30 protein-coding genes are annotated in these 23,576 nt (G+C 63.0%); 4 read left to right on the top strand and 26 right to left on the bottom strand.

Annotated elements, in window-relative coordinates; all coding sequences use genetic code 11:
* Nucleotides 1–4: 4 nt before the first annotated feature.
* Complete coding sequence (locus APZ15_RS12430) at nucleotides 5–757, top strand: DUF695 domain-containing protein (RefSeq protein ID WP_027787498.1); 753 nt, start codon at nucleotides 5–7, stop codon at nucleotides 755–757.
* 421 nt (nucleotides 758–1,178) lie between these two features.
* On the opposite strand, the gene APZ15_RS12425 is transcribed toward APZ15_RS12430, so the two are convergent.
* Nucleotides 1,179–1,802: a hypothetical protein gene (locus APZ15_RS12425; RefSeq protein WP_027787499.1), complete on the bottom strand. Its 624-nt coding sequence runs from the start codon at nucleotides 1,800–1,802 to the stop codon at nucleotides 1,179–1,181.
* Nucleotides 1,803–2,011: 209 nt separating this feature from the next.
* On the bottom strand, nucleotides 2,012–2,434 hold the full coding sequence (locus APZ15_RS12420) for a hypothetical protein (protein WP_027787500.1): 423 nt from the start codon (nucleotides 2,432–2,434) through the stop codon (nucleotides 2,012–2,014).
* A 287-nt stretch (nucleotides 2,435–2,721) separates the two neighbouring features.
* Here APZ15_RS12420 and APZ15_RS12415 point away from each other — a divergent pair, with 287 nt between their 5' ends.
* Nucleotides 2,722–3,192, top strand: a complete 471-nt coding sequence (locus APZ15_RS12415; protein WP_027787501.1) for a plasmid fertility inhibition factor family protein — start codon at nucleotides 2,722–2,724, stop codon at nucleotides 3,190–3,192.
* Nucleotides 3,193–3,261: 69 nt separating this feature from the next.
* On the opposite strand, the gene APZ15_RS12410 is transcribed toward APZ15_RS12415, so the two are convergent.
* Nucleotides 3,262–3,777, bottom strand: a complete 516-nt coding sequence (locus APZ15_RS12410; protein WP_027787502.1) for a GNAT family N-acetyltransferase — start codon at nucleotides 3,775–3,777, stop codon at nucleotides 3,262–3,264.
* Nucleotides 3,778–4,468: 691 nt separating this feature from the next.
* On the opposite strand from APZ15_RS12410, the gene APZ15_RS12405 reads away from it, so the two are divergent.
* Nucleotides 4,469–4,987, top strand: coding sequence for a VUT family protein (locus APZ15_RS12405; RefSeq protein ID WP_027787503.1), 519 nt, complete (start codon nucleotides 4,469–4,471; stop codon nucleotides 4,985–4,987).
* Nucleotides 4,988–5,237: 250 nt separating this feature from the next.
* Here APZ15_RS12405 and APZ15_RS12400 read toward each other — a convergent pair whose 3' ends face one another.
* The 15 genes from APZ15_RS12400 to APZ15_RS12320 all read right to left on the bottom strand — a co-directional run bounded on the left by APZ15_RS12400 (nucleotide 5,238) and on the right by APZ15_RS12320 (nucleotide 16,173).
* Entirely contained in the window at nucleotides 5,238–5,624 is a 387-nt protein-coding gene (locus tag APZ15_RS12400; RefSeq protein WP_138143321.1) for a hypothetical protein, read from the bottom strand.
* Between the two features lie 746 nt (nucleotides 5,625–6,370).
* Nucleotides 6,371–6,667, bottom strand: coding sequence for a hypothetical protein (locus APZ15_RS40885; RefSeq protein ID WP_138143320.1), 297 nt, complete (start codon nucleotides 6,665–6,667; stop codon nucleotides 6,371–6,373).
* A gap of 3 nt (nucleotides 6,668–6,670) precedes the next feature.
* Nucleotides 6,671–7,291, bottom strand: coding sequence for an alpha/beta fold hydrolase (locus tag APZ15_RS12385; RefSeq protein WP_051363280.1), 621 nt, complete (start codon nucleotides 7,289–7,291; stop codon nucleotides 6,671–6,673).
* The gene (locus APZ15_RS12380) at nucleotides 7,288–7,752 is read right to left on the bottom strand and encodes a hypothetical protein (RefSeq protein WP_027787505.1); all 465 of its coding nucleotides are present in this window, start codon (nucleotides 7,750–7,752) and stop codon (nucleotides 7,288–7,290) included. The genes APZ15_RS12385 and APZ15_RS12380 overlap by 4 nt, the downstream gene beginning before the upstream one ends.
* 43 nt (nucleotides 7,753–7,795) lie before the next feature.
* On the bottom strand, nucleotides 7,796–8,002 hold the full coding sequence (locus APZ15_RS12375) for a hypothetical protein (protein ID WP_027787506.1): 207 nt from the start codon (nucleotides 8,000–8,002) through the stop codon (nucleotides 7,796–7,798).
* A 2-nt stretch (nucleotides 8,003–8,004) separates the two neighbouring features.
* Complete coding sequence (locus APZ15_RS12370; RefSeq protein ID WP_027787507.1) at nucleotides 8,005–8,637, bottom strand: hypothetical protein; 633 nt, start codon at nucleotides 8,635–8,637, stop codon at nucleotides 8,005–8,007.
* Nucleotides 8,638–8,714: 77 nt separating this feature from the next.
* On the bottom strand, nucleotides 8,715–9,281 hold the full coding sequence (locus APZ15_RS12365) for a glycoside hydrolase family 19 protein (RefSeq protein WP_034195775.1): 567 nt from the start codon (nucleotides 9,279–9,281) through the stop codon (nucleotides 8,715–8,717).
* A gap of 2 nt (nucleotides 9,282–9,283) precedes the next feature.
* The gene (locus APZ15_RS42150) at nucleotides 9,284–9,670 is read right to left on the bottom strand and encodes a hypothetical protein (protein ID WP_027787509.1); all 387 of its coding nucleotides are present in this window, start codon (nucleotides 9,668–9,670) and stop codon (nucleotides 9,284–9,286) included.
* 63 nt (nucleotides 9,671–9,733) lie between these two features.
* Complete coding sequence (locus tag APZ15_RS42145; RefSeq protein ID WP_226153269.1) at nucleotides 9,734–11,269, bottom strand: hypothetical protein; 1,536 nt, start codon at nucleotides 11,267–11,269, stop codon at nucleotides 9,734–9,736.
* 7 nt (nucleotides 11,270–11,276) lie between these two features.
* On the bottom strand, nucleotides 11,277–11,813 hold the full coding sequence (locus APZ15_RS12345) for a DUF4376 domain-containing protein (RefSeq protein ID WP_027787512.1): 537 nt from the start codon (nucleotides 11,811–11,813) through the stop codon (nucleotides 11,277–11,279).
* A gap of 14 nt (nucleotides 11,814–11,827) precedes the next feature.
* Complete coding sequence (locus tag APZ15_RS42140; RefSeq protein WP_027787513.1) at nucleotides 11,828–13,132, bottom strand: hypothetical protein; 1,305 nt, start codon at nucleotides 13,130–13,132, stop codon at nucleotides 11,828–11,830.
* 32 nt (nucleotides 13,133–13,164) lie between these two features.
* Nucleotides 13,165–13,881: a DUF2612 domain-containing protein gene (locus tag APZ15_RS12335; RefSeq protein ID WP_027787514.1), complete on the bottom strand. Its 717-nt coding sequence runs from the start codon at nucleotides 13,879–13,881 to the stop codon at nucleotides 13,165–13,167.
* A gap of 2 nt (nucleotides 13,882–13,883) precedes the next feature.
* On the bottom strand, nucleotides 13,884–15,071 hold the full coding sequence (locus APZ15_RS12330) for a baseplate J/gp47 family protein (RefSeq protein ID WP_027787515.1): 1,188 nt from the start codon (nucleotides 15,069–15,071) through the stop codon (nucleotides 13,884–13,886).
* Complete coding sequence (locus APZ15_RS12325; RefSeq protein WP_027787516.1) at nucleotides 15,068–15,421, bottom strand: contractile injection system sheath initiator; 354 nt, start codon at nucleotides 15,419–15,421, stop codon at nucleotides 15,068–15,070. The genes APZ15_RS12330 and APZ15_RS12325 overlap by 4 nt, the downstream gene beginning before the upstream one ends.
* Before the next feature lie 8 nt (nucleotides 15,422–15,429).
* Nucleotides 15,430–16,173 carry a Gp138 family membrane-puncturing spike protein gene (locus tag APZ15_RS12320; protein WP_027787517.1) on the bottom strand — a complete coding sequence of 248 codons (744 nt, stop codon included), beginning with the start codon at nucleotides 16,171–16,173 and terminating at the stop codon, nucleotides 15,430–15,432.
* 12 nt (nucleotides 16,174–16,185) lie between these two features.
* On the opposite strand from APZ15_RS12320, the gene APZ15_RS40875 reads away from it, so the two are divergent.
* On the top strand, nucleotides 16,186–16,842 hold the full coding sequence (locus tag APZ15_RS40875; protein WP_027787518.1) for a hypothetical protein: 657 nt from the start codon (nucleotides 16,186–16,188) through the stop codon (nucleotides 16,840–16,842).
* On the opposite strand, the gene APZ15_RS12315 is transcribed toward APZ15_RS40875, so the two are convergent.
* From APZ15_RS12315 to APZ15_RS12280, 8 genes are read right to left on the bottom strand one after another with little or no spacing between them, the layout of a single operon-like run.
* Nucleotides 16,839–17,831 (bottom strand): phage protein, encoded by a 993-nt coding sequence (locus APZ15_RS12315; RefSeq protein ID WP_027787519.1) that lies wholly within the window; start codon nucleotides 17,829–17,831, stop codon nucleotides 16,839–16,841. The genes APZ15_RS40875 and APZ15_RS12315 overlap by 4 nt on opposite strands.
* A complete protein-coding gene (locus APZ15_RS12310) occupies nucleotides 17,831–18,145 on the bottom strand; it encodes a phage baseplate plug family protein (RefSeq protein ID WP_027787520.1) in 315 nt (104 codons plus the stop codon). Before APZ15_RS12310 ends, APZ15_RS12315 begins: the two co-directional genes overlap by 1 nt.
* Nucleotides 18,145–18,744 (bottom strand): phage baseplate protein, encoded by a 600-nt coding sequence (locus APZ15_RS12305; RefSeq protein WP_027787521.1) that lies wholly within the window; start codon nucleotides 18,742–18,744, stop codon nucleotides 18,145–18,147. The genes APZ15_RS12310 and APZ15_RS12305 overlap by 1 nt, the downstream gene beginning before the upstream one ends.
* On the bottom strand, nucleotides 18,741–20,597 hold the full coding sequence (locus tag APZ15_RS41740; RefSeq protein WP_027787522.1) for a glucosaminidase domain-containing protein: 1,857 nt from the start codon (nucleotides 20,595–20,597) through the stop codon (nucleotides 18,741–18,743). The genes APZ15_RS12305 and APZ15_RS41740 overlap by 4 nt, the downstream gene beginning before the upstream one ends.
* Nucleotides 20,590–20,775: a DUF6889 family protein gene (locus tag APZ15_RS12295; RefSeq protein WP_034195777.1), complete on the bottom strand. Its 186-nt coding sequence runs from the start codon at nucleotides 20,773–20,775 to the stop codon at nucleotides 20,590–20,592. Before APZ15_RS12295 ends, APZ15_RS41740 begins: the two co-directional genes overlap by 8 nt.
* Nucleotides 20,772–21,305 (bottom strand): phage tail assembly chaperone, encoded by a 534-nt coding sequence (locus APZ15_RS12290; protein ID WP_034195778.1) that lies wholly within the window; start codon nucleotides 21,303–21,305, stop codon nucleotides 20,772–20,774. Before APZ15_RS12290 ends, APZ15_RS12295 begins: the two co-directional genes overlap by 4 nt.
* Nucleotides 21,306–21,307: 2 nt before the next feature.
* A complete protein-coding gene (locus APZ15_RS12285; protein WP_027787524.1) occupies nucleotides 21,308–21,748 on the bottom strand; it encodes a phage structural protein in 441 nt (146 codons plus the stop codon).
* A 15-nt stretch (nucleotides 21,749–21,763) separates the two neighbouring features.
* Nucleotides 21,764–23,575, bottom strand: a complete 1,812-nt coding sequence (locus APZ15_RS12280) for a DUF3383 domain-containing protein (protein WP_027787525.1) — start codon at nucleotides 23,573–23,575, stop codon at nucleotides 21,764–21,766.
* Nucleotide 23,576 lies beyond the last annotated feature (1 nt).

Raw genomic sequence — 23,576 nt, 5'->3', positions numbered from 1 at the left:
ACACATGACCGACGCCTGGGGAACCTTCCCTGCCAGAATGGGCGACCATCAGGCTTTCATCAGCTTCAACCACGACTTTGCGGAAATCGCAGAAGGCGATCCGCGCACGTCGCTGCTCAGCGTGCGCGTCCCCTTTGCGCATCCGACGCCGGAAGGCCTGCCGACCGGCGACGAATTCGCCGATCTCGCGAAGATCGAGAACCTGCTGGACGCCACGATCACGGCGAAAGGTGGTGTGCAGGTCGGCCGCATCACCGTCGACGGCCATCGGGATTTCCTTTTCTACGTATCGCTCGACGAAGAGGCCGCGGCGGAGATCATCGACGCGCTGGCCGATCAGACGACCTACGCGTTGCAGTACGCGCACCAGGACGATCCGGACAAGGAAGCGTACTGGCAGACGCTCTACCCGACCGACGACGACCGGCAGATCATGCGCGACATGCGCGTGCTGGACGAATTGCGGAAGAAAGGCGACGCCGGCGATGTAAGCCGGCGCGTGATGCACTGGGCGTACTTCCCCGACCAGAGCGACGCGCATCAGTTCGCGGACTGGGCCGAAGCGAAAGGCTATCCGGTCGAATCGGTCGCCCCCACCGAGGACGGCAAGTCGGCCGTACGGTTCTCGCACGAGGGCACCATGGCACTGGCCGACATCACACGCCATACGGTCGCGATCAATCGCGAGGTACATTCGTTCGGAGGGGAATACGACGGATGGGAAACCAGCGTCGAACAGGCTGGCCGAGCGGGTTGACCTGCCCGCCGCAAGCGACGTGATGCAACGCATCCGGCGCAAAAAACATCCCGGCGGCATTGATGCGCGCCGCCGGGACCAAGGCATCACCGGCCGAAACCGGCGATGGGCCTGAGGGTTCGCTCAGGCACGAGGAAAGCGATACGTGCGGACCGGGCGATCGGATGCAGGGACACGCAACCGGTGCGATTGCGCTGCCCGCCGAACGCCTGTCCGGTTCCGCCGACGCGGCCTTGCGGCGTCGGACGGGCAAAAAGCCCCCGCTCCTGCGCGAGCGAGCGGGGAAATGGTTGACCGGGCCGGGGAAGAACGGTCAACCGGCCAGATTGTGAGCGCCGGCCGCGCAACGATCTGTGCGGCAACTCACCATTTGGTGACAATGCCGCGGCAACCGGCACGCTCGCGTGCCGCGCGGATCGCGTCACGGCCCGAGCGCGACGCCCGCGACCGGCGCGAGCAACACCACGATGACAGGCGACAGCACCACCGCCCCGATCATCATCACGCCGTCGGCCGCGAGCGTGACGGGCGTCGCGAGCACGCGCACGGCCTTGCCCGCCGTGGTGATGCGATCGGTGACGTCGATCTTGTACGAATGCGCAAACGACGACCACGTCTTGCCCTGTGCAAAACCATCGGCCAGATAACGCGAACCGGCCAGTTCACCCTTCATCTCCAGATCCCTGCTCCCGCGCATCGTGAAGCCGTCCTCCAGCGCGCGGTCCCAGCCCTCGTCGGTCATATCGGCGCGACGGAGCCGGAGCCGGAACTTGCCCGAGATCTTGCTGCCCTGCGCGACGAATTCATAGAGCGACGCGTTGATCGACTTGCGGTAGGGCGATGCCAGCACGGCACCGAGATGCTCGGGCATATCGAAGATGTAGTGATATTTCTCGCCGAGCACGACGAATTTCTTGCCGTCCTCGCTGACGAGAAATCGGTCGACCGTCTCTTCATATCGGCCATCTTCGAACAGCATTGCCGTGCAGCCTGTCAGGCCGGCGGCGACGATCGCGCCCGCCGTCAGCAGCGCTCTTCTTTTCATGTCTGGAATTTGATCTTGTTTTAATGCAAGCGGATATTTTCAGGCCCGGCGCAAGTCTCCGGTAAGTCGCGGCTGCTGTCAAAGCAGGTTTATTCTATTTTTCCGATCGACACGATTCAGGCTTCATTTTTTCTGCATCTTTTTTTGAAACCATGTTTCGCGAACACAAGAGCCCGCATCATGACAGCCGGGTTTCGTCCTCATGCCGGTCAGCTGAAAAGCCATTCGGCAACCATCTCGATCCAGTCGAGATCGCTGGCGATGTCGATGACGGTTTCGCCGACGATTTCGGCAGTCGATGTGGTCGATGTCGTTGACGCGTTCGATGCAGTCGATGCGCCCGTCACCACCGCGCCGGCAACGACCACATTCGCCTTCGCCATTTCCGCGGAAGCACCCAATCCCGGAGCGGCCAGCCGCTCCAGCCAGTCGACGATATTGGCACGCGCATCCTCTTCATCCGCGAAATCATTCCGCTCGAGATAGCGGTCGAATACGGTCCACGCAAGTGTCTTGCTTCGCGAAGCGGATTCGAGATGCCAATCGACAACGCCCGTCCGACCGGACTCCCTGACTTCGAGCGTCGCGGTGAAACAGTAATCGAGATATTCGATCTCAAGTTTCGACGACATGGTTTTCTCCGGTCAATCCGCCCTCTCTGTTCTTGTGATCATCCGCGCTTGACGGGTTTCGCGACACAGTGTGAACTCTGCATGAATTTCGCGCGACGGATCATTCCCGCTGGCGGGATCACGATATTCTCATAACCTGTCGATAACGATCGCCGACAAATGACTGTACTCGATTTGCTCACCATTCCCCTCGGCGCTTTCCTGTACCGGGTATTGCCCTGCTTCGCCATCGCAATCGCACTGCTAAACTCCGGCCAAGACGGCCGCTTGCAATACCAGAGGAAAAAATGGCACTCGCCCGCGCACAACAAAATGGCGTAGAGGTCTGGATTGTCCAGCTTCCCGGGCACACTCCGTATGCCCATACGCACCTCAAGCGGGTATTCTCGTGCGACGATACGCGACACCGGGTCGTGACGATCGACCTGCCGAAACTGCTGGCATGTGCCGACCGGGACACGACGGACTACGTGTTGCCGCCTGTTCTTTACTGGGCCCCAGGAAAAGCCGCGGGCATTCGCGAATTCCTCGATCCTGAACAGGACAGGATTCCGGACATGCCGTACATCACGTTTCGCGAGACGAGAACGCGAACGCTGCTCGGCATCCCCGGGCTGTCGAAGGTCGGCGTCGCGTCGTTCCGGAACGGCCAGCATCGCGCTCGCTATCTTGCCTATGCAGGTGCAACGACCCTGCCCGTCGAAGTGCACGAGACGGAAGCCGATTTGCTCGTGCGGTACTGCGGCGTGTCACCGTGAAGTACGTTCGGCTTTCGCCCGGCGATGGCCGCGCATCATGCGGCCGTTCGCTCGAATGTGGCCAGGTGGCTAGGCCTGTATCGCATAGATCCGGTCGGTGACTTCCGTCTGGCCGATGCGGCTCGTTTCGATACCCGCCAGTTGCCATCCGTTGTGCTCGTAGAAACCGATCGCGCGCTCGTTGCCCGCCAATACCTTCAGATGGACCTGGTGCACGCCGAGCGTTCGCGCCCATGCACGGACGGCTTCGATCATGTGCTTGCCCGTGCCGCCTCCGTGATGCGAAGGATGGACGTGCAGGCAGTCGAGCAGCACGCCCAGCGCCGGATCGACGGGGCGCTCGGCACTGACGAACCCCACGGGCTCGCCGTCCGCCTCGGCGATCAGCACCAGGCCCCGCTCGTTTTCGTTGCGATCGAAATATCGCCGCCACCGGGTCGCGTGTTCCGTCGGCACCTCGTCGGACAGGTAGGTCGCCGGCAAGATATGGCTGTATGCAGTTTGCCAGCTCAGCGTGTGCAGGCGAGCGATGTGCCGTGCGTCTTGCGCTGTCGCGGCACGCAGCGTGGCACGGGTTTCCGGCATCGGTGGTCACTCCTTCCACTTGTTCTCTTGATCGGGACGTCTCGCCGCGAAATATACCGCGTGGAGGCGCGCAAGGCTCAATGTCGCCACGCGCAGGTTATCGTCGCGTACCTTGCAAGCGCCGTCGCCGCACATTGGCTCGTGATGTTTGCAGGCGTTCGCCTCCGTCACGCCTGACGCGATCGCGTCAGCAGTTGTCTGCCGGACGCCATGCCGGGTTCGTGCACCGCTGCAGTTCGTTGCCAAAACAACGAGGCACAGGCAAAAAAAATCCCGACACTGTCATTGGCTGTCGGGATCGAACGGCCCTGCAAAGCATGAGGGCACGAGGAAGTCGATACGTTACACCAATGTAAGACTGTTGCGCGCTGTCGGCTCGCGCCAAGTCCCTGTCTCATTCCGCCATAAACGAAAAAAGCCTGCTCACGCGAAACGCGAGCAGGCAAGAAAACGGATCAGCATTCGAGGCACGAGGGCTGTCCAGGAAAGATAACGGCACCGGGAGCGAGAACCTTAGTCGAAAAAGGAAATTGCGCAACATCACGTCGACTGAATACGGCCATACAATCTCGCGTCGACGATGGATTGACGAATACCGGCGGCACTGTGGCGATATCCTGTCCAATCGGCCATGTATGGCAAACTTCGGCTCCGAATCGACGCAGCGCGCACTCTTTACCGCAGGGGAATCATGTACGTCTTGATCTATATCGCAGCGGTCGCCGTCGCCAACCTGATGGTCGCTCATTTCGGGCCGGCTGCTACACCGATCATCGCGTTCCTGCTGATCGGCCTCGATCTCGCGATTCGAGACCGGCTCCACCTCGATTGGCGAGGCCGCGCGCTTTGGTCGCGAATGTTTGCGTTGATCGCGGCCGCCGGTGTCGTCAGTTATGCACTCAATCCTGCCGCCAAGGAAATCGCCGTCGCGTCCCTGGTGGCGTTCGGTTCGGCAGCCGTGGCGAGCGCAGTCGTGTTTCAACTCGCACGTCGCTTTCCGATACTGGCGCGCGCAAACGGCGCGAACGTCGCGGGTGCCGCTGTCGACTCCATCATCTTTCCGCTTATTGCGTTCGGGGCCGTGTTTCCGACGATCGCCGCGCTGCAGTTCGTCGCCAAGGTGGCTGGCGGCGCCTTGTGGTCGTGGGTGGTGTTTCGAAACACTCGATCGGCTCAGGCGGGAATCGCGAGCAATGTGGTCGATCGGTGAGGACGGGTTTGCTTTTCGCGGCATTCGCTACGTTCGAATGCGCGCCTGACCGGACGCGCAAAAACAACAATCCCACTCGGTCGCACCATACCCCATCGCCATGCGCTTGCCGTCCGAATAGCGGCGACGACGTTTTGATAGATGAAGGCCGGAGCGCATCCAGCATCTTGCGCCAGCTTCAGCGCCTGACTCACCTGCTCAAGAAAGGGAAACAGCGCGATGACGTTGCGAGGATGACGCGGATCGGAACCTATCGGGTGGGAACCCTGGCCAAGCGTCTTACAAGCAGTGCTGCAAGCACCTCCAGCTGATACACGATCGCCACGACGTTGCACGCGATGAGGGCAAAGTCACCAAAATCCACCGGATGCATGTGATAACCGATTCGGTGGTTATCGATGATTTTTTCGAACGAGGCAATGGCCGACGGCAAGCTGACGACGCTCCCGCAGATCAATAGAACGCTGACTCCCGCAACGTATTTGATTCGCGCCTTTTGCGGCAAAACGCAAGTTGCGAGAAGCAAGCCGATGCCGCCTGCGGTGGAAAAAAGAAAAGACCACGCTATAGGCCAATCCACGGTCCAATCCAGCAAAAAATGGATAAACACAAGCCACGACAAGATCAGCAGGGGCATCGCCGGCGCGACTCCAGCGAGCAGATAAAACGACGTCCTCACCACCCTGAGAGTCGTCATAACCGTAATCTTTGGCCTTGAATCGGTTTGCCGTTCCGTTGTCTGGCCAACGGGTTTACTCTTTGACCGCATGGATTCCCCGAGAAGCCTCGAATTCCAAATCCTGTGGAGCCCATCAATTTACCGTAGAACGCCGCTCCGCCAATAGCGCGCGCAAAACGCAACCGGAAATTTGACCGCCCGCTCCTTTCGGCGCATTGGCGCGGCTGCGTTCATTCACTCGGATTCCCGGCACCGCAATTTTCGACTGCACGAAGTACGACACTCGGCATGTCTACGCGATCGCGATACCGTTGGCCGGAATGACCCGCTCGTGTGAGCGATACAGCTCAAGCACGACACCGAGTTGTTCCCGACTGGATGCGCAAAATGGATGGATGGCGAGCAGAACGCTCTGGAGGGAGACGACGAGGCTTGAATCGACGCTATTGCGCCTGATCGCCTCCCGCAAAGCAAAACAGGCGCCTAAGCGCCTGTTTTGTTAATGCATTCGGTGGGGTGGCTGATGGGACTCGAACCCACGACGACAGGAATCACAATCCTAGCGTGCCATCCTTATCCATCAAGCCTCACAGGCTAGCGCGTGGGAATAATACAGGAAAACTGACCCTTGATTCAATGGGATTTTTTTCTCTTCATTCCCAACGTTTCGCCCCTGCCTTTCGGTGGCCGGCCGAGCTGACACGTCACGTGCGGGCCCCAATTTTTCGAGTTGACACCCCATCCTTCCGCCGCGATAAACTGTATATCCATACAGTATTTTTTGCCTGCCAATGCTTCGCCAGCCCCTTCCGTCCTTCCAGTCGCCGACCAATCGCGAGCTGCGCGAGATGTGGCGTCGCTACCCGGATGGCCATGAGGTGCGGCGCCTGATCCTCGAAATTGCCCGGTGCCGCCACCAGTTCCAAGATGCGGAGGACCTGCGCCAAACGGTTCAGAAAGTCTGGTCGGAAGACGTCGGCGGCCACCTCGTGGCGCTCCATAAGCTACGCCTGATTCTGCAGGACGAAGCCAGGCACGCCGAGGACTGAAAGCGCCTCGATCACTCGGGAGATCGCATGGTCCGTAACGTTCGCGAATGGCAGAGCCGGACGCCCGATTTGCTGGACGGCGCCAGCGTGACACCAGCCTGGCGGAAGGTCCGGCACAATGTCGTTGCCGTTCTTGTACAGGTTCATCGGCACCCTCGCGAGCAGCGACGCAACGCTTCCGTTCGTGCTCACCCTCGGCGGCTCGAAGCCGTAGACGGCCCCCGGCGGGTTGCCGCCAACCACCATCGCGGCCGCAGCCATGATCGCGATCGCGGCGCCGAGCGAATGTCCGACGAGCGTCACCGGTCGGCCGTCGATCGCTGCGAGCACGTCAACTGCGATCGCGCCCCATGCCTTCCAGAACCCGTGATGCACTTGGCCGATGCCGATGACGTCGATCGGATGGGCGTCGAGATCCGCCGCGACGCAGTCGAGGTTGTCGGTTCCCGGAAAGGCGACGACCAGGCCGGCGGCCGTCTGCCGCACGATCGCGCGCGAGGCGCTGTCCGCTTTGCCGATGTCCGGCTTCGCGTAATAAGCCTCCTGCGCGAGCAGCGCGTAGTCGTGCGGGGTCATTGCAGCGGCGCGCCCGCGAGCGGAGTCGACGCGGCGGCCGGCGCAGTCGCCGCCGGCGTGCCGTAGACCACCAGCCAGTTCGACAGAGCGATCGACGCGGCGCCGAGCGCGAGTCGAATCGACGTCTGCGCGGCCGGATCGATCGGCAGCATGCCAACGAGGCCGATCGCCTGCGGGATCAGCGTGTTCACGAGCGTCTGCGCGCTGGTCGGATCGAGCGACTGCGCGGCCGCGCACAACTTGCCGTTGTCATCGGAGAGCTGCTTCAGGCTCTCGTCATTCGGCAGCGACGCGCTCAGGTCGAGCAGCGTCGGCTGCACGACCGCGCAGGCTTGCGCGACCTGCACCTTGGCGGTCGCCGCCAGATCGGCGAGTTTCTGTTGCTGGGCCGTCGTGCATCCGGCCGCGACGATGAGGACGGACGCAACGACGCCTGCCGCGAGCGGCATGAGCTTCTTCATGGGATTTCCTTCGGGAGTGGTGCCGCGGCGTGCGGCGGGACGGTTACTGCTGCGCGGCCTTCGCGGCCGCGCGCGCGACGAGCGCGTTGTAGGCCGCATGCAGGCCGGCGACGATCAGGGTCGCGACGAGCGACGATGCGCTGGTCGGTACGGCGCCGTGGAAGCCGCCGAGCGCCCAGTCGACGGTCGGGATGAGGTCGGTGACGCCAAGCGTGATGCCGCCGCTGACGAGGCTGGATTTCATGGGCATGGCTACTCCTTGCGATCTTGGACGAGCTCGTCCGGGGTGAAGACGAACCCTGCTTTGCGCGGGAACGCCTGGAACACGAAGGTCGGGAACGACCGGTGATGGATGCCGTGCGTCGGCGATCGGTGGAACTTCGCCGAGAGCGGCAACATGTTCGACATCGCGTCGACGAAGGTTTCGGGTTTCGCCGGATCGAACGCATGCCAGTCGAAACCACGCAGTTCGACGAGCTTGCAGACGAGCCACAGGAACGATTCCTCGACCGGGTACAGCTCCTTCGTCGGCTGGTCGGTGGTCGGATCGAGCACGGGCAGCGCCTTGACGTCGCCCAGCGCGACGCCGCGCACGATGGCCCAGTCGATCGCGTCCGAATCTGCCCACTCGCAGAACAGGTGGTGATACTCGGGCGCCGGCTGGCCGCTGATCGAGCAGCGCAGGCCCGCGGCGTGCCCTGCCTTCTTCGTATGCCGGAACGTCGCCGACTCGGTGCGCGGCGGGTGATCCGGGTAGTACTCGATTTCGACGTCAGTCACGCGCACGGCATGCTCACCGGCGATCTTCGGCAGGCCGGCGAGGCCCTCGGCCGTGCACTTCTCGCAGCGCTGCTCGAGCGCAACGTCATGGCTGCATCGGGTCATGTCTGGTCCGAAAATGAAAAAGCCCGGCGCGCGGCCGGGCTGGATTGCGAAATTTAGAAAAATCGAAAACTGGCGCGTCAGGCCACGCCTAGCGCCTTCTTGCAGGAATCCCAGAGCGCCAGGCGGTCCGGCATGCCATTCGGTGTTGCCGCCGAGCGCGGATTGCCGAGGTTGATCGCGCGACTGATCGCGAGGAAGTCGCCAGCATCAGCAAATGCGCTGAGCGCGTGGTCGGCCCAGAACTGCGCCGAGGCATGCGCCGCCGTGGACGGCTGCGTGATCAGGTCCGGATTGCCCTCCAGGTCTACACCGATCTTCTGGCCCATCTCACGGAAGTTGTAGCGCCCGGTGATCTGCAGCAGGCCGCCGCCGCGGTACCGAAAACCGTCGCCGGCCTGCGTGTTGCCCAGCTCGGCCGCCTTCGCCGCCGGCGGCTCGTACGCGCGCTGCGCGGCCGTCGGCCCCCAGATCTCGCGGAGCCACTGGAAACCGCCAGTCTCATGGCCGCACTGCGCAAGAAACGCGGCCTGCCGCGCTGGCGAGTCGATCGCATACAGCGCCATGGCTGCCGACAGTGGGTCGGCCCACGGCGTGGCGCGCGAGAGAGGCATCTGCAGCGCCGCGGAAAGGGTTTGTGGTGTCATGGTCATCCCAGAAGCAATTTCACGACCGCGTTCGCCCAGTCGGGGATGGGTTCGTGTCGCATGTAGCGAAAGACGATCACGCCGACCGTGCCGAACGCGATCGTCGGGCCGGCGACGTGCCGGACAAGGAAACGCCACGCATCGGCAAGGCGGCACAATGCACGTACCGCGCGCGCGCCTCCCTCCCACGTATCGACCATCGATTGCGTGTTCGTCTGGATCAAGGAAACCGACGCCACGATGGCATCGATCTTTTCGTCCTGCCGCTGAAGGTGGGCCTTCACCGCCGCGTCGCTTGCGTCGATTCGTTGCTCCAGCTTCGAGAAGCGGCGGTCACCCGCGCGCAGCCGTTCCTCGACCCTCGCCGGCGCCGATGCGTTGTCGATCATTCATCCCCCGGAAATGAAAAAGCCACCCAGTGGGCGGCTATGCATGGTTTTGTGCGAATTCGATCAGCTGCCCGCGCAGAGAAACTGCACGGAGTCGGTGCCGGTGCCCGTGAACGTGATCGACGTGCCGGAGCCCTGGCTGACTTTCACCGCATTCGCGGCGGTCGTATCGTTCGCGGTGCAGGTATAGGTCGAGGAGGAAGAGAACGCCGCCGATCCGCTGAGCGTGACCGTAGCCGAGCCAGACGACAGCGCGACGGTGCCTTGAACCATGTGCGGCGCGTTCACGCCGGTACCGGTCGTGCTGTACATCGGCATCGCGCCGGTGCCGGTCGACGAGAGCGTCGAGAAGCGCCCCGTATTCGCCGTCGTTGCGCCGATGGGCGGAGGCGAAGCCAGATAGCTCGAGAAACCTGTCCCGCTTACGGTCCCGGACGACGACAGGTTCGTGAAGGAGCCAGCGTTGGCTGCTGTGCCACCGATCGCCGGAGGTGACGCGAGGTAGCTCGTGAATCCCGCACCGCTCACTGTGCTCGACGCCGATAGCGTCGTGAACGCGCCAGTGCTCGGCGTGTTCGGGCCAATGGCAGTCGAATCGAGTCCACCGGTGAACGTCGACGACGTAGCGTTGATTTTGAGCGCAGCGGTTGAGTTGGGAACAATCGCGAGTGGGAATTTGTTGTTGGTACCATCGTGCACATAAAGATTGCCGCCAGGAGCCATATTCCATGACCAGATTTGGCCACCAAGCGCCCACGTAACCTGATTTCCTTCCGTGCCCGCGAGCACCACGCCACCGCCGTAGAACGTGATCGGCGGCGTCGTCCCAGAGCCGATGCTGAACGCGTCAGCCTGTCCGTTGCGGAACATGGTAGGCAGATATGCGCCTGACCCAGTCACCGTCTGCGTGAACACGTACCGGTTGTTCGTGTAGTCGGTCCCCATCCACAGATGCTGCTCGGCGGCAGGGTTCGCCGACATTGTCACACCGAGAAATGCATTGTTCGTGCTGGCCGGCCGGTACAGCGTCAGGTTCGTGTCGTAGCCTGCTGTGCCGCTCGAATTGAGCCCCTGAATCACCGCCGTATTGTAGTAGTCCGATTTGAGTGCAACACCGTCTCCCACATTGGTAGTGGATGAGGCGATGAGGCCACCGAGCGACGTCACCGCGATGGACTTTGCGGTGCTTGTACCAGTACCGCTAAGCACGAGAACGTTGTTCGCGTTATTGTTCACCGTGATGACGTCACTGCCGTTCGAGACGCTCAGGCCATTCGCGATCGCCGGCGAGTTCGCCAGCACCACAGCGCCCGATCCGGTAGCCATCGCAGTGCCGGTACCTCCCGACGCGACAGGAAGCGGCGCGGACAAACCGGTGATCGTGCCGCCCGAAATGTTGGCGCTGCCGGCGGTCAACGACGGAACGGTCAACGGTCCAGCAAGCGTACCGCCTGAAATAGGCAATACACTCGAGAAAGCGGTGTTGAGCTGCTGCGCGCTCAATATCTGACCGGGCACGAACTGGGCAACGGCCACATTCCAAGCCGCTGCCGCGCAGATCAGCGCGCATCCGATGAGTCGGGAGAGGCGTGTTTTCATGGATCGATCACCAGGTGATTGCCTGAACAGCTTCGATGGTCGTCGCCGCATTGATTTGATCTTTCAGGGCTTGCTTATGCTGGAAAGCTGCCCAGCCGCGGGCCAACATCGCCTGATACAACCCTTCGAGATCTGCGAGAGTGAAAGGTACATGGGTGTTGTCCGCGGCCACCCAGAAGAAACCATCGGGCACACCTCCGGCGATTGAATAGCCCTGCGTGGTCTGCATCAGCACCGTCTGGCTGCCTGGATCCGCCTGGAACGTGTCAGTGATGCCGCCCGCAGTTTTGAACGATACGGGCTGCATGATTGCGTCGGTGTACGACGCAGCAACAATGGTGAGCTGCGCATCCTGCGCCTGCTTCAACCGTTGCGCGCCGCTCGGCGTCACCACACTGCCGCCGCTTACCGAATAGGCTGACGGATCGGACGCCTGGTCCTTCGTACAGGCAATGGCGCCCTCCGGAATTGTTCCATCCCGGGTCGCTCCGGAGCCGGTAATATTCCCCGAGGCGTCGGCGAAAACGTAGTATTCGAAGTCCATGAATCAGCCCTCTATCAGGGATTCGGAGAAAAGATCGCCAGCACGTGCATCCCGAGCGCGATACCGGGGGCGGTCGACTGCGTCGCCACCTGCATGGTCACCGTTACGGTCTGCCCTGCGAGAATCGGTAAGACACCCATATGCGTCTGGGATGAAAGGGTGGAATCGCCGGAGACACTCGATCCATTGATCATCAGGGAAGCGTTCAGTACAGACGCCGAAGTCCCTGATGCGTTCAACGAGCCCATCGCTGCGACACTTCCTGGACAGGGCGCCGTAAAGCTGACCGTCGTCGTGTACGTCGTGCTGGCAGCAGGCGAATTGATCGACGTGCTGTTATAGACCGGCGCGACTTTCGGGGACCAGATCGCCGGAGACGCCGACAGGACGATGTAGTTCGCGCCGTCGGACATGACGATGAGGGCCCCGCCCTGCTTGCTCAGCACGATGGAAGTCGCGCCGGAGAGATTTTCCCCCTGGATCAGCTGTCCCGAAACCGACGTCTGAACCGTCGGCACAAAGCCGGCTTGGTTCATAAAGCCGAACACCATGCCCGCCGTGGCGGCGGCGCTCGGAAGCTGATACGTGAGCGCCGCGCCTGCATAAAACATCGTCCCGGCGTCGGATGCCTGCACCGCGTAATTTGCCGCTTTCTGGACTGTCCGGCAGATCTGGGACTGCTGGACCTGCCCGAGCTGCGCTGCATGGCAGCTCTTCGATGCGGGAGCGACCGGTGACGCCCCTCCAACTGTGTTCACCAGCACCCAGCACAACGAGCCGCCGTTGATGAGCGGGCCGACATAGGACATCAGGGTCGCGATGCCGCCGGCGACCAACTCGCCGCCCTGTAACGCCACACCGCCCTCCCCGAAGATCGGTGCAGCCGGAAGTCCGTCCGGCGCATACGTCGATGCACCAGTGTTCGCGTGCGCGACGCTGAAGGTCTGCGCGATGCCCGTGGTAGTCGGAAGGGCCGTGAACGGCGCGCCATTCGCAGCCGCGTATGCGTTCGCGCTGCCCGTGTCGACGAGCACCACCGAGTTACGCGACGCCGCGCTCACGGCCTGGGTGAAGTTGGCGAGCAACGCGGCGGTCGTGCCGTCGTCGACAGCGGCCTGCCCGGTCTGGGCGACGACGAACTGCGCGATCACCGCAGTCATGATGCTGCTCTGCCGCCAGGTCTTGTTACACGCCGCGGACTGCGCTGTGCCGGCTTGATAGCCGCTTTCGATCGCCGACAATGCGGCATAGGCGGATTGCGTGAGCACGTTCGCGCCCGCGCCTACCGCGAACGGCAAGAAGTCGTTTTGAATGGCCACGGAAACTCCGAAGGGGGAATGCGAGACGACGCTTACGACAGCGTCGAGTTGTCGAGTGCGAAGGTGTAGTCGAGCTCGTTGGGGGCCGCGAGGGTTTCGGCCGACCACGCGCCGGCGTCGAAACCGGCGACGTACTGGTTGTCCATGTCGAAGCCGAAGATCGGTGCACCGTCGACGGACGTCACCGCATAGTTTACGCGCACGGCCTCGGGCTTCAGCGACAGGAATCCATTCTTCAGCAGCGCGATGTACAGCGCGGGCGGCTGCTTCCCAGCAATGCCGATCGTGATCGACATGTCGCACGGATCTTCGAGGAACACCAGCGTGCCGGCGGGTGCGAGCGAATCGAGGATGTCGGCCGCCGCTTCCGGCGTACTATCCCATCGGTTCGCCGCGATCTTCGCGCGCAGCGTCATGCGATACGTGTCGTCGTCGAGCGAGACGAGGCCTGTATCCGGGTCAAACGGCCCCTTCCAAACACCCTGATCGAAGCCGAGACCACCGACGTCGAACGAAAAGTAGACGCCTGTCAACGGCGTGCTGACGTAACGGCTCAACCCGATCCACTGCCCCAGCACGTCGAGCTGATCGCCTACCGCGACATCTAGGTCGAACAGCGACGGCATGCCGCCGAGCACGTTCATCAGGTCGACGAGCGGCGCGGACAGCATTTCGACCACCGCCATGAACTTCGGCTTGTCGCTATGCTCGGACGTGATCAGCGCCGTGTAATCGTTCAGTTCGGCCATGCTCACCCCGTCGTGATCGTCACCTGGTCAGCCGTGCACGACGCCGACTCGTTGAATAGCAGTGCCACGTCCGGTGAGCCGGCGCCCCGCGGACCGGTCAGCACCAGGCTGACGATCTTGAACGTGGCTGCGCCGGGGATCGACTTCGCTGCCGCGATACAGTCGTCCCACTCGACTGCCTGCGCGGCGCCGCCACCGATCGCAACGCCGTTGATGTACGCCGCGACGGCGGCCTGCAGCGCTGCGCCGGTCGAGCTGGTGTACCCGGTCAGCACGCGGATCGCCACGACGGCCGAGACAGGTGCATCGGTTGGCCGAAAGAAGTGAATCGGTACCGGCATCCCGTATCGGTTGGTCGTGACGATCGTCGTCGTGCCGAACGTGCCGCCGCCGGGCGTCTTCTTCACCGCGATCGCGTTCGCGATTGCCGTTGCGTCCCCACCCTCGATGACCAGCGAAATCGAGTGTGACGGGATGCCGTTCGCGTCGGTTGCGCTCGTGTCGTTCTCATAGGGCGCGTAGCGCGTCACGCCGGGAAGGTTCGCGACTGCCCCGACGATCCCGTCGAGCACGGTCTGCGACGGCAGCGCCGTAGAAACCGTCTGCCGCGCGCGCAGCGCTGCGTCAGTTTCGACCGGCGCTCCGAGGGACGCGTCAGATGCGTTCGTGACCGACTGCCAGCCGCGCGTCGGCGTGCCGATCTGGTTGATCGTGCCGGCCGGCGCCGCAATCGCGCCGATCGTCGTGCAGGTCGCCGTTACCGTGATCTCGCCGGCCGGCGGAATCGTGACCGTCGCCGGTAGCGCCCACTGGTAGTTGTTGCCGTCCTTCGCGATACCGTTCGAGATCGTTGTGCCTGCCTGGCCGCCCACCGTCAGGTCAGCGCTCGAGTACGAAGGTGCTTCACGCTGGATGCCGTTGATCTTCACGTTGCTCGACAGCGCGGCACCGACCGCCTTCGCCGGGCTGAATGAGTTGTAGACGCCGATCGTGACCGAATTGCAGTCCGCGATCGCCTGCGCGAACACGGCGAGCAGCTGGCCGTCCTGGCTATCCGGATCAATGTAGACGTCCGTCCCATAGATCGACTGGTACTGCGCCTGAAGGTACGCGTATATATCCGCGTAGGTCGGCGCGGTGATGCCGTTCGCGTCGATCGTCGGCGCGACAGTGGTGAGCGTCGTCGTCACAGGGTGGTCTCGATGGTAGTGGTGCCGTAGATCGTCGTGATCGTCGCGGTGACGGTCAGCTTCCGGGTGTCGCTGTCGAGCGAGCTCGCATACGCGGTGATCTCCGTGACGCCAGTCGTGCCGAGGATGCACGCGCGGATCGCCGCGTCCGCAGTGCCCTGCGTGTTCTTGCCGATCACGGCGGTTTCCCACGGCATGCCGACCGTCGTATCGAGGAACCACTCGCCGCGATGCAGCCGCAGGCGCGTGATCACGGCCTGCGCGACGGCGGCCGGCGAGTTCACGAGGAAGTCGTTCGCCGACCCGCCGAAGACGAAGTCGCCATCAGCGTCGAGTTTTCGGTATCGCATGGGAATCCTCAGTTAGGCGGGCTCGTATTGCTGCCCGCGCCGTTCTCTCGGTGGGTGTGCGTGTCGTCGACGCGCTTGCCGTTCGCCGTGATCTGGCCGATCACGTTGAGGATGCCGTTGAACACCGCAGCCGCGCCGCTGGCCGCACTGCCCACCATGCCGCCAACGAAGGTCAGGAGACCCGTGATCGTCACGGCGGCCGAGAACGTCGAGAGCGGCGCGACGACGTCGAAGCCGCCGGGCGCGACGATCCTGACCTTCTGAAGCGTCGGGTTCAGGTCGATGTACGTCGAACCGTCGTCGCTGCGCAGCTGCGTCGACGTCGAGCTAACGCCGGCGAGCGCGCGCGGCCGCGACCTGAAGCCGAGCAACGCGAACCCGTCGGATAGGTCGTGCATGCGCAGCGCGGCCTGCTCCTGCACCCCGCCCGACTGCCACCAGGAGTCGACGCTGCGCGACGCGAACACGAGCAGGCATTCGTCGCCCGGAGCCACCGGAAAGGTCAGCGTACAATTCCCGCCAGACGGGAACTGCACCGGGCAGTCGACGACCGGCGGCAGTGCCGCGGTTGTGACCGTGCCATCATTGGCACGCACCGGGATCTTGATTGCCGGCTGCACGACGCACGTCAGTGCGACGTTATCGAACGACTCGATCACGCCGGGCAGCGCCGTCCACATGCCGACCTGCCAACCGCGAAGCGCCGCGCGTAGCGACGCCAGCTCGTCGTCGACTCGCTCTTTTCTATCCATCGGGGAATAAGAATGAAAAAGATTTTGTACGTGCTCGCGCTGATATCGCCCGTCGCGGCAGCCGCAGACCTGTCGATCGATCAGGGAAAGGCATTGATCAACGATCTCATCGCAGCTCAACAGACGTGCAACAAAGCACGCATCGACGATTTCGAGAGCCAGAAGTCGTGCGAAACAGCACAAAATCTCGAATCCCAGTTGTTCGCGGGCGGATGGTGTTTTATCGACAGCAAGAACACATATAACCCATGTGGCCCAGATTCGGCGCGGTTCATGAGTTTACGGAAAGGCGGAAAATCATCACAAAAAGCCGAGCCGATATTCAGTTATACGACCAACCAATATCACATCGGCCAAACTGTCCCAGCATCGGCCCTGCTCTACACGTACTACCCGAACAGAAGTTGCCAACTCCCGCTTGAAAAGGCGAAGAGCATGCGATATATGGAGCGCAAAGTTCCGGGGCTCGGAACCTATTCAGGCTGCTACTGGCGAACGATCGACAACAAGGTCGTATCGCTATTCCTATTCCGTGGCCAGACGCAATACGACACGTTCCCCGATTTCTCTATCATCACGCTCAACTTGTCTCCAGACCGCTCAGAAGCCTTGGTAACCGGCCACCTGATGACAAAGCAAAAATTGCGGGAAATAACAGAATCGAATTAACCGTATGGGTTAATTACTCCCAGCTTCGCCGGGGCCGGCGCAGCAATACCGCTGGCCTTGGTCGTCAAATCCAGACCGGGAGTTGCATCGACAGACAAGCAAATTACCTCGTTGTACCAGTCATTTCCGCGAGTATCGCCCCAGAATTCATTCGACATCACGTAGTAGAAACCGTCGCCATCGATCTTTCCGTTGAGCTGGTTTTGCTGCGCGATGGCTCCGTTGTCCTTCTGTTGAGGGACGCTAATGCCGAACTCATACCGCTGGATTCCCGAGTTGTCGAGCTGGATCAGCCGGCCGATCTTGATGCCCGGGTTGAGCAGCATGCGCACGGTGATACCGTTCTGCGTCTGCTCCGGCAGCCCAACCATTCCGGATCTCGCATTGATTACTGGAATCTCCCCAGGCACGTACGATGTCTCGGGCACGATCTGCAGTTGGCCGTCCTGAATCGACCAGAGGGTCTGCGTCGAGCGCGCGACGGTTTCGAGGTGATCGCGGGCCATGCCGAATAGCACCTGGCCACGCGGCATCGGGTTAGACGGCAGGTCCGCGATATAGCCAGCGGTCACACCGTACTTCCCCATCGCCTTCAGGCATGCGTCGACGACATCAGCATGCGTCGCCCCTGCCGCAAGTGTCGTATTGACCACGGCGAAGTTGTACGCCATATCGCCATCAGCGGCGGTGATGTCGATATAAGTGTCGGTCGGGCTCTCGCGCCCGCGCCGCACCTGGATGATCGAGCCGTCGAAAATAATCCCGTAGTTGCCCTCGTAACCGGCCTGGAGCACCACGCGTGTGAATTCTGCGGCCGCACGCTGCGCGGTATTGTCGGACACGTTGTATACGCGGATCCGTGCCGAGTTCGGCGTTTGGAGGTCGCCACGCTGCACGCGGAATACGATGCGCAGGCCGGACAGGTCGAGCGCGTCGCCGGAGTCCGGCCCAATGATCAGCGAGACCTTGCGGCCGAATTGCGTTGCCATCAGTCTGTCACCCAGAAAACATGAGATCCAATGCCTAGGTCGTCGAACGTCGGGACATCGTCCGGGCTCGCGGCACCTTGCACCCATAGACGGCCACCGAAGCCGAGATATGCGTACTGGCCAAGCAGATCGACGCCGGTCACAAGCGGAACGCCATTCACAAGCGCGTTGCCGCTTGCGTCGGCAATATCGAGGATCCAGCCCGTGCCGCCAGCCGCACGATACTGCACTGTCAGCCGATATATGACGCCGCTCAGCGTGATGGTGAACGTCTGTGGGTCGGGCGTCAGCGGGATTTCGTAGAAATTCGACATCACATGCTCGTCGGAGGAACCGAGCCGCCTGGCGCCGGCGTCGCCGGCATGGCCGACTTCACTCCCGCGTTCTGCGTCTCGGCAGTCGCGGCCGGGTTCGCCTGGTTCGCGCGTGGCGGTAGCTTCGTCGCCTGCGTGCTCACGATGATGACCTGCTTCAGCGATGCGGTGAGCATCAGCGCCGAGCCGGACTTCTGGTCGGTGACGACCGACAGTCCGGTGATCAGCATGTTCGAGTACTTGCGGCGCGTCGAAACGACGTCGATTGGAAGCCGAATGCTCTGGATCTGCAGCAACTGGCTGTAGACCGCATCGACGTACGTTCCGGTCGCCATCGTGTTAGCGCCGGTGTCATCGAACGATACGACCGCAGCGCCGAGCAGCGCTTCGTAATCGGCATTGCTCCATCCGCACTTCATCAGGATTTCGCGCGGCCGCATGTACGCGTGGTCGTTCACCGGCGCGCCGGTTTCTACGGGATGCTCGGTAACGACCACCTCATCGCTGTACACCTCCTCGATCGCGGCCGCGATCGTCACGGTGCCGATCTTCTTGCTGCCGACCAGCGTGACATCGAGGATGTCGGAAAGCGTGCTCACGTCATCGCCCCCTTCATGTTCCGCACCGTGGCGTCGGCGACGCCCTTCTGCTCGCGCGCCACCGAGCGCGCGGTCGAATCAGGATCACTCGACCCGTTCACCTGGATCTTGACGTCCTGGTTGATCTCGACGTGATTCGACGCGCCGGACGGCCCGGCCGACGGCGCGAGCCACTCGGGATTTTGCAGCGCGTTCGACATGATCTTCTTGAGCTTCGTGCCGTAGTTGCGGTCCTCGGCGTAGACGCCGGTCAGCGCGTCGGCGAACGAAAACGCATTGCCCATTACCTTCCGAGCGTTCGCGTACGGCTTCCCCTTCACCAGCAGCTGCGCATGCGCATCGAAGGCATCTTCGAGCGACTTGAACCGCCGGAACTTCGCCTGGTACGGCGTGCCGTCGGCGCGATGATCAAGGCCCCATACGAAGTCCTGCCCCTTCGCCGCCTGCATACCGAACGGGTTGTTGCTCCGCTTCGACAGGCCACTACTGCCGAACCCGCTCTCGAGAGCCCATTGCGCGAATGTCACGAGCCAGGGCACACCATACTTGCGCTCCGACTCCTTCGCCGCGGCGATCGCGGCGCGCACGCGATCGATGAAACCTGGTGCCGACAGATTGCTGCCGCTGTTCGCGGCCGCCGGCCCGGGCTGGCCGCGCGCCGGCGCCGCCGGAGTTGCGGTCGACGGCGCTCCCTGAGTGTCGCTTGGCTGCTGCCCATCGATCGTCGGCCCGAGCGCCTGGCGCCGGCGCAACTCCTCTTCCTCGCCGCTGTTCAAGTCGCCGCTATGCAGCAGCAGCCCAAGTCCACCGCCGAGGCGCAATGCGAAAGGAAGCAGCCGGCCGAGCAACCCGGCTCCGCCTGCGGCCGCGCCAGCCGTCGACGCGGCAGTCGTAGCGGCGCCCATCGCGCGCAGCGCCGCGACCATCTTCCAGATGCCACCGATGATCTGGAAGCCGCCCAGCACCTTGAAGATACCGACCATCAGCAGCAGTTTCGTCGACCATCCGTCCGTCGCCTTGTCCAGCTCGAGGAACTGGTCGGCGAGCCACTTCAGCGGCGGTCCCATGGCGGCTGCCGCGTTGACGAAGGCGCTCGCGATGTCGCCGATCCGGCGCGCGATTTCCTCGCCATGGTCGTCCATCCACTTCTGGAAGTGATCGAGCTGTGGCCCGATCTTCTGCAGCATCACGCCTTCGATGCGGATGCCAAGGTTCTCGAACGTCGTCCCGATCTCGCGCAGCCGCACCATGAACTGATGCGAATCGTCGGCCGCCTTGTCGAGGCCGGTCGTCGCCGACATCTCGCGATATTGCTTCAGGAACTTCTCGAAGTCTCCGTTGCGCATCGCGAGCATCAGGTTCTCGTCGATCCCGAAGATGTTCGCGTACTGCGCCGCGCGATACGTCGGCATCTTGGCGAGCGCGCCGCCGAGATCCGACATAATGTCGACCGTATCGCGCAGCTCGCCGTTGGCGTTACGCGTCTGCACGCCGAGGCTCGCGAGGTAGCTCTCCCCTGTCGGATTGTTGCGCAGGAAGCGCGCGAGGTTCTCGATCGTGCCGAACGCAGCATCCGTCGAGACGCCGAGGTTGCGCGCGGCGAAGTCGAACGCGCGCAGGCTCGTCGCCGCGGCACCCGTGCGCTGCGACACGAAGTACAGCCGTTCGAGCTTCGACGCGAACGCGGACACGCCCGCGCCGAGCGTGAGCGCGGCGCCGGAGATCGTGGTGATCAGGCGCGTGACGCCCTTCGTTGCCCCCTCGACGCCTTCCGTGAAGTTCTTCAGGCCCTTCTCGTCGACCTTGAAGCCGAGAGCGACCAGGAACTCGCGGATGACGACCGATTCAGCCATTTTCTCTTTCCTGTCTGCGGCGCCAAGCCGCTTCGTTGTCTGCCCGGACGGTGAGTGAATCGTTCATCAGCGCGACATCGGCCAGGTCAAGCGTCCCGTCCTTCAAGGACTCGAACCGGCACATCTGCGCGTGCACGGGCGCGAGCAGCCAGTCCTCGCCGCCGGGCAGCGACTTCAACCAGCCGTAGTCGCCGCCGGGCTGCTCGCTTGGCTGGTAAGCAGCCCGTTGATAAAAGGGCCGAGGTTCTCGACCACGACGCGCACGACCAGCGGCAGCATGGACCCCATGTCCATATCGTCGAACAGCGACGTCTTATGGGCAGCCGACCAGACCTTCGCCCAGCCGTTCTGATGCTGGCGCTCGACCACCGACAGGCACGTGCCGAACACATACTCGGCGTCTTCGTCCTTCAGGCCGGCGAGCGCATCGGCGAACGGCTGCAGCACCGGTGCGATCGAGTCGACCAGGCCCAGCACGTCACGCTGTTCGGTTGCGGCCCCAGCTCCGCCAGCTTCGGCCGCGAGCGCGGCAAGGGCCGCATTCGCGGTCACGTTGCGCGTGCGCTCGATCTCCGCATAGAACTTCATCAGGACCGGGATCATCGACGGGATGATCGGCGCGATGCGCCGGCTCACGTGGAACTGCTGCATCGCGTTCAAGCGCCCGATCTGGTACCGCTTGCTGCCCAGTTGGATTTCGGTCGCCATGGTCAGTACGTCCCGAGCAGGCTGTCGATCTTGATCGAGTCGAAGATCCACTCGACGATGTCGCCGTCCTTCGCATACTTCAGGTCCGGCGCCTTCTTGAACGCGCAGCTGCGCGCCGTGATGACGTCACCGGCCGCCGTCTGCGAGACCTCGATCAGGTTCTTGCCCCAGAGGGCGCTCGATAGCGACTGCGCGTCGTACATCGCCATCAGCTTGGCATTGACGGGCGCGGTCTTCAGGTAACGCAGTGTCACCTGGCCGGACTTGTCGGCATGCAGGCTGTGCATGCCTTCGCCGTCCGAACCGATGGTCATCGTGTTCTTGTCGCCGGCGCGCGTGATCACGATGCCTTCCTCGGCCGTGGCTTCGCCGTAGCCGAGCGAGAAGACGCCCGTCGGCCCGACAATCGTCGCCGTGACGTCCACAAAGCTGTAGGTGCTCATGGTGTTTTTCTTCCTTTACCGGTTGACGGTGAGCGCGATATCGACGTCGCCGATCGCGCCCGCCTCCTTCGCTGCGACCTGGAACGACACGGACTTGCGGGCCTCGCGGTCCGCCTGCGATTGCGACGAGATCGGCGGTGCATACACGTAGTAGCCCTTCGACAGCGTCTGCCCCTGCACGATGGCGCCGAAGCCGGCGGAGTTCCAGACGCCCGGCGCGAGGTAGCCGTTCGTCACGGCCTGGTCGCACACCGACGAGATCGCGCCGGCGATCAGCGCGTTGCCCGCGTCCGTCTGCGGGATCTTCGTCGGGCTCTGGTACTGCAGGTTGTAGACCGCCGTCTGGACCGCGTTCTTGAACCAGATCGCGTTGTAGATCGAATCGACGAAGATGCCACTCGGCGTCACGCCGTACTGCACGATCGCGGTGTTGTTCTGGTACGCCGCGAAGACGTTGCAGTTCTTCGCCTGCAGCGCGTTGGCCTGCGACGTCGACAGCGTTTCGGCGACGATGCCCGGCTCCTGCTTGTAGTCCATCGTGATCGTCGTGCTGTTGCCGTTGAAATCGACGGTCAGCAGACGGCCGAGGAACGAGCTGATCGCGTACGGGCTCGCGCTCGAGTACTGGATCACCGAGTACTGGTAGTTGAGCGCCTTCAGGCGGCTCGCCAGGTCAGTGGTCACCGTCGAGTCCAGCGCCTGCGGGTTCTGGGTCGTGATCCCGTAGATGTGCGCCTGGTCGGCCTCGATCATCGCCGCAACCGCGACGTGCTGGTCGTCCGTCACCGCGGTGTCCGCGAACTCGATCCCGAGGAACTTGTTCGCGAAGCGGTCGAGGAAGATAGCCACCGCGTCCGTCGGTTGCTCGGCCGAAATGCCGTTCACCGGTGCCGATGCGAGCGTGCTCGTCAGGCCGAGCATCGCGGAAACGTCGGTGCCGGCGCCGGGCGCGGTCGCATAGCTGACCGTCGACGCCGCGACACCGCCGGCGAGCGTGGCGCCCGACAGCGTGATGGCGGTGCTCGACTTCGCGAGCGTGATCGCGTTGCCGGCGTTGCCCACAGCGATCGCGGTCACAGTCGTGACGGCGCCGGCCGTCGCGTAGCTGCATTGCGACAGGTTGGTATCCGTCGAAGCGGCGAGGAACGCCTGCAGGTTGGCCGCGGTGGCCGCGGCGTTGGCGCCGATCAGCACCTGGCTGCCGGTCGGCGCGGAAGCGACGAACGTCACGGCCGTACCGTTGATGGTGACCGTATCGTTCGCGGCCGGGTTCGCCGTCAGAGTGATCGTGCCGCTGGCTGCCGCGCCGATTCCGCTGGACTTGCTCGTCACCTGGAACTGACTGCCGGTCCATACGACCGTCGCATACGACGCGAGCGCCGCCTGCACGATCGAGGCCACGCCGTTCAGGTTCGAGGCCGACGAGAAGTTCAGCGCGGATACGTTGCGCGCGGTGCCGTCGATCGTGATGTTGAACGCGCCATTCGTGATCGCCTGCCACTGCGCGAGCGCCTGCTGCGCCGCCGACAGCACCCCGCCGCGCAGCGAGCCTGACGTCGCCGTTTTCGCCCAGCGGCCGATGCACACGCTCTGCGGCTTTGGCGTCTGACCGAAGTACAGCGCGGCAGCGAGGTATTCCGGCGACGCGGTGCCGTAGTCCGCAGCCACGTCGGTGATTCCGGCGTACGGGCGCATCCGCTCGTTCGTGTCGATCACCGTCGATGCGCCCAGAATGAGCGCGGTGTTCAGGTTCGCGCCCTGCGCCGCGAGCGCAGCGAGGCTGAGCGTCACGTTGATGCGGCGCGATACCGGCAGTCCGTTGGACATG

This window comes from Burkholderia cepacia ATCC 25416 (assembly GCF_001411495.1).
GTDB lineage: Bacteria > Pseudomonadota > Gammaproteobacteria > Burkholderiales > Burkholderiaceae > Burkholderia > Burkholderia cepacia.
The sequence above is the reverse complement of the archived record's forward strand: the minus strand, read 5'-3'. Positions and strand labels throughout refer to the sequence as shown.